At 64.0% G+C, this 3,478-nt stretch carries 4 protein-coding genes; 2 read left to right on the forward strand and 2 right to left on the reverse strand.

Features of this window, described 5'->3' with window-relative positions:
- Positions 1-959: beta-ketoacyl synthase N-terminal-like domain-containing protein (locus ACXJL8_RS36815; protein WP_456686597.1), on the forward strand; the 959-nt coding region annotated here is incomplete at its 5' end.
- Positions 960-1,094: 135 nt separating this feature from the next.
- Positions 1,095-1,895 (forward strand): enoyl-ACP reductase FabI, encoded by an 801-nt coding sequence (gene fabI / locus ACXJL8_RS36820; RefSeq protein ID WP_456618520.1) that lies wholly within the window; start codon positions 1,095-1,097, stop codon positions 1,893-1,895.
- Between the two features lie 117 nt (positions 1,896-2,012).
- Here fabI and ACXJL8_RS36825 read toward each other — a convergent pair whose 3' ends face one another.
- Both ACXJL8_RS36825 and ACXJL8_RS36830 read right to left on the reverse strand, forming a co-directional pair.
- Positions 2,013-2,609, reverse strand: a complete 597-nt coding sequence (locus ACXJL8_RS36825; RefSeq protein ID WP_456618519.1) for a glutathione S-transferase family protein — start codon at positions 2,607-2,609, stop codon at positions 2,013-2,015.
- 114 nt (positions 2,610-2,723) lie between these two features.
- A partial coding sequence (locus ACXJL8_RS36830; RefSeq protein ID WP_456686598.1) for a hypothetical protein occupies positions 2,724-3,478 on the reverse strand: 755 nt, incomplete at its 5' end.

Genomic DNA, 3,478 nt, shown 5'->3' on the forward strand with positions numbered 1-3,478 from the left:
GGCCCGACGAAGTCTCCAACATCCGCACCGGCATCATCATGGGCTCCGGCGGTCCGTCGGCCCGCACCATCGTCGAAGCCGCCGACATCACCCGCAGCAAGGGACCGAAGCGCGTCGGACCGTTTGCAGTGCCGAAGGCGATGTCGTCGACGGCGTCGGCGACGCTTGCGACCTGGTTCAAGATCAAGGGCGTGAACTATTCGATCTCGTCGGCCTGCGCGACGTCGAACCATTGCGTCGGCAATGCCTATGAGACGATCCAGATCGGCAAGCAGGACGTCATCTTCGCCGGCGGCTGCGAGGAGCTCGACTGGTCGCTGTCGGTGCTGTTCGACGCCATGGGCGCGATGTCCTCGAAATACAACGACACGCCGGCGACCGCCTCGCGTCCCTACGACGTCAACCGCGACGGTTTCGTCATCGCCGGCGGCGCCGGCGTGCTGGTGCTGGAAGAGCTCGAACATGCCAAGGCGCGCGGCGCGCGGATCTATGGCGAGATCGTCGGCTACGGCGCGACATCGGACGGCTACGACATGGTCGCTCCTTCCGGCGAAGGCGCCGAGCGCTGCATGCGCATGGCGATGTCGACGGTGAAGACCAAGGTCGACTACATCAATCCGCACGCGACCTCGACGCCGGCCGGCGATCCGCCGGAGATCGATGCGCTGCGCCGCGTGTTCGGCGCCGGCGAGAAGTGCCCGCCGATCTCGGCGACCAAGGCGCTGACCGGCCATTCGCTCGGCGCGACCGGCGTGCAGGAGGCGATCTATTCGCTGCTGATGATGAACAACGGCTTCATCTGCGAAAGCGCGCACATCCAGGAGCTCGACCCTGTGTTCGCCGACATGCCGATCGTGCGCAAGCGCATCGACAACGTCAAAATCGGCACCGTGCTGTCGAACTCGTTCGGGTTCGGCGGCACCAACGCCACGCTGGTGTTCAGCCGGCTCGATGCGTGAGCCCAGCACTCTGTCATGCCCCGCGAAGGCGGGGCATCCAGTACGCCGCGGCCTTGCGATTACCATGACTGTCTCGGAATACTGGATCGCCCGCCTGCGCGGGCGATGACGTCGAAAATGGGAGTGACGGCTGCAATGGAAGGTTTGATGAAGGGCAAGCGCGGTCTGATCATGGGCATCGCCAATGATCATTCGATCGCCTGGGGCATGGCGAAGACGCTGCATGCCCATGGCGCAGAGCTTGCCTTCACCTTCCAGGGCGATGCCCAGGGCAGGCGCGTCAAGCCGCTGGCGGAGCAGCTCGGCGTGGAGCTGGTGCTGCCTTGCGACGTCGAGGATATCGCCAGCGTCGATGCCACCTTCGCCACGCTCCGTGAGACATGGGGCCAGCTCGACTTCGTGATTCATGCGATCGGCTTTGCCGACAAGAACGAGCTGAAGGGACGCTACGCCGACACCAGCCGCGAGAATTTTTCGCGCACCATGGTGATCTCCTGCTTCTCGTTCACGGAGGTGGCAAAACGCGCCGCCGAGCTGATGCCGCAGGGCGGCAGCATGATCACGCTGACCTACGGCGCCTCGATGCGCGCGATGCCGAACTACAACGTGATGGGCGTCGCCAAGGCGGCGCTGGAAGCCTCCGTGCGCTATCTCGCCACGGATTTCGGACCGCGCGGCATCCGCGTCAATGCGATTTCCGCCGGCCCCGTGCGCACGCTCGCCGGCTCCGGCATCGGCGAGGCGCGTGCGATGTTCGCGTTCCAGCAGAAGCACTCGCCGCTCGGCCGCGGCGTCACGCTCGACGAGCTCGGCGGCTCGGCGCTGTATCTGTTGTCGGACCTCTCCGGCGGCGTGACCGGCGAGATCCATTATGTCGATTCCGGCTACAACATCGTCCTGATGCCGAAGCCGGGGGATTTGAAATCGTCGGACTAGCTTCGTAGGGTGGGCAAAGGCGCGCTCTTCGCGCGCCGTGCCCACCATTTCTCGGCGATCGCGATACAAGTGGTGGGCACGCTTCACTTTGCCCACCCTGCGGATCTCTGAGCTTGCTTAACCCGCCGCGATCTTCTCCGCGCGCTGGAACGCAGGCCGTGCCATGCAGCGCGCGAGATAGGCATCGAAGGCCGGGCGCGACGGCACCATCTTGAACAGGCGCACCGCGAAGTTGAGGCCGGAGCCGACCGTGATGTCGGCGGCGGAAAATTCCTCGCCGAGAATCCACGGGCCCTTGGTGAGCGCAGCTTCCAGCACGTCGAAGACCTGCGTTGCGCTGCCCCAGGCCGCGGTCGAGGTCGGGATCTCGATCTTGGTGAAGATCTGGATGATGGCGGGCTCGATGCAGCCCGGCGAGAAGAACAGCCATTGCAGATAGCGCGCGCGGCGCGGATCGGTCACCGCGGGCGCGAGCTTGGTCTCGGGATAACGGTCGGCAATGTAGGCGCAGATCGCCGCGGCTTCGGCGAGCGCGGCATTGCCGTCGGCGAGTGCCGGCACCTTGCCCATCGGATTGATCTTGAGGAAATCCGGCGCCTTCTGCGCGCCGGTCGAGATGTCGGTCAGCACGCGCTCATAGGGCAGGCCGCTCTCCTCCATCAGCCAGAGCGTCGTGAACGAGCGCGAGCGGGGCGACCAGTAGAGCTTGATCATGGCGCGGAACCTTCTATCGGCGGGAGGCGAACAGCGCAATTCATGCCGCGTTTGCCGCGCATTCGCAACGCACTACGCCTAGGCAGAAGGCAAGCGGCGTGAACGACATGTGGATCAACGTTCTTTGGCGTCGCTTTGACTCGCTGCTGATCGAACACCGAGCAAAAGCGGCAGCGTCTTGTCGAGGCTTTCGGTCAGCATGGCGCGCACGCCGTCGCGCAGTGCGGGATTGTCGGCGGCATCTTCAGGGCGCGTTGGAAACGATTCTGCGGGTAATTCGCGATAGGGGCCGCCGATTTGCCTGCCCAGAAGCCTCTGCACCACCAGGGAATGATGCACGTTGATCAGCGCAGAGCTCTGTCTGACAACGGAGAAGTCGCGCCCGTCAAAGATGCGGATAAACGCCAGGGCATAAAGATAGATGCGACGCCCTAGCACTACATCCTGGTTGAGGATGCCGAAACCGCGGACCGTATAGTTCGATGTCCCGATAGGGCTGATTGAATTGAGGATCTGGATGTAGTGCCGGCAATTCGTTCCTTTCACGACCTCGCGCATGTATCCGGCCAGCTCCGCGTTGAGATCGCGGAACAACCTGTCCTTCAATGTGTCCTTGGACTCATCGCGGGGAGGAAATTTCGCCGGGGTGTAGGGGATTCTCAGAACGGACACTCCGGCAGGGATCGCGGCGCGAGTCCGCGCGAAGATCAGATCGTTGAGCCCCCAGCCCGGGATCGGGATCACCATCTTCTTGTTCTGGAATACGGTGAGGCCGGTCGTCAGCACGGTGAACTCATCGCCGGTGGTGACCACGACACCGAAGTCGCACGAGCCGCCGACCACGGGAGCGGGCTTGCCCGTCGCTTCAC

Source organism: Bradyrhizobium sp. P5_C11_2, assembly GCF_054049755.1.

Coding starts and splice junctions, on each gene's coding strand:
- ACXJL8_RS36825 (WP_456618519.1), bottom strand. CDS start 2,609: ATGATCAAGCTCTACTGGTCGCCCCGCTCGCGCTCGTTCACGACGCTC.
- fabI (WP_456618520.1), top strand. CDS start 1,095: ATGGAAGGTTTGATGAAGGGCAAGCGCGGTCTGATCATGGGCATCGCC.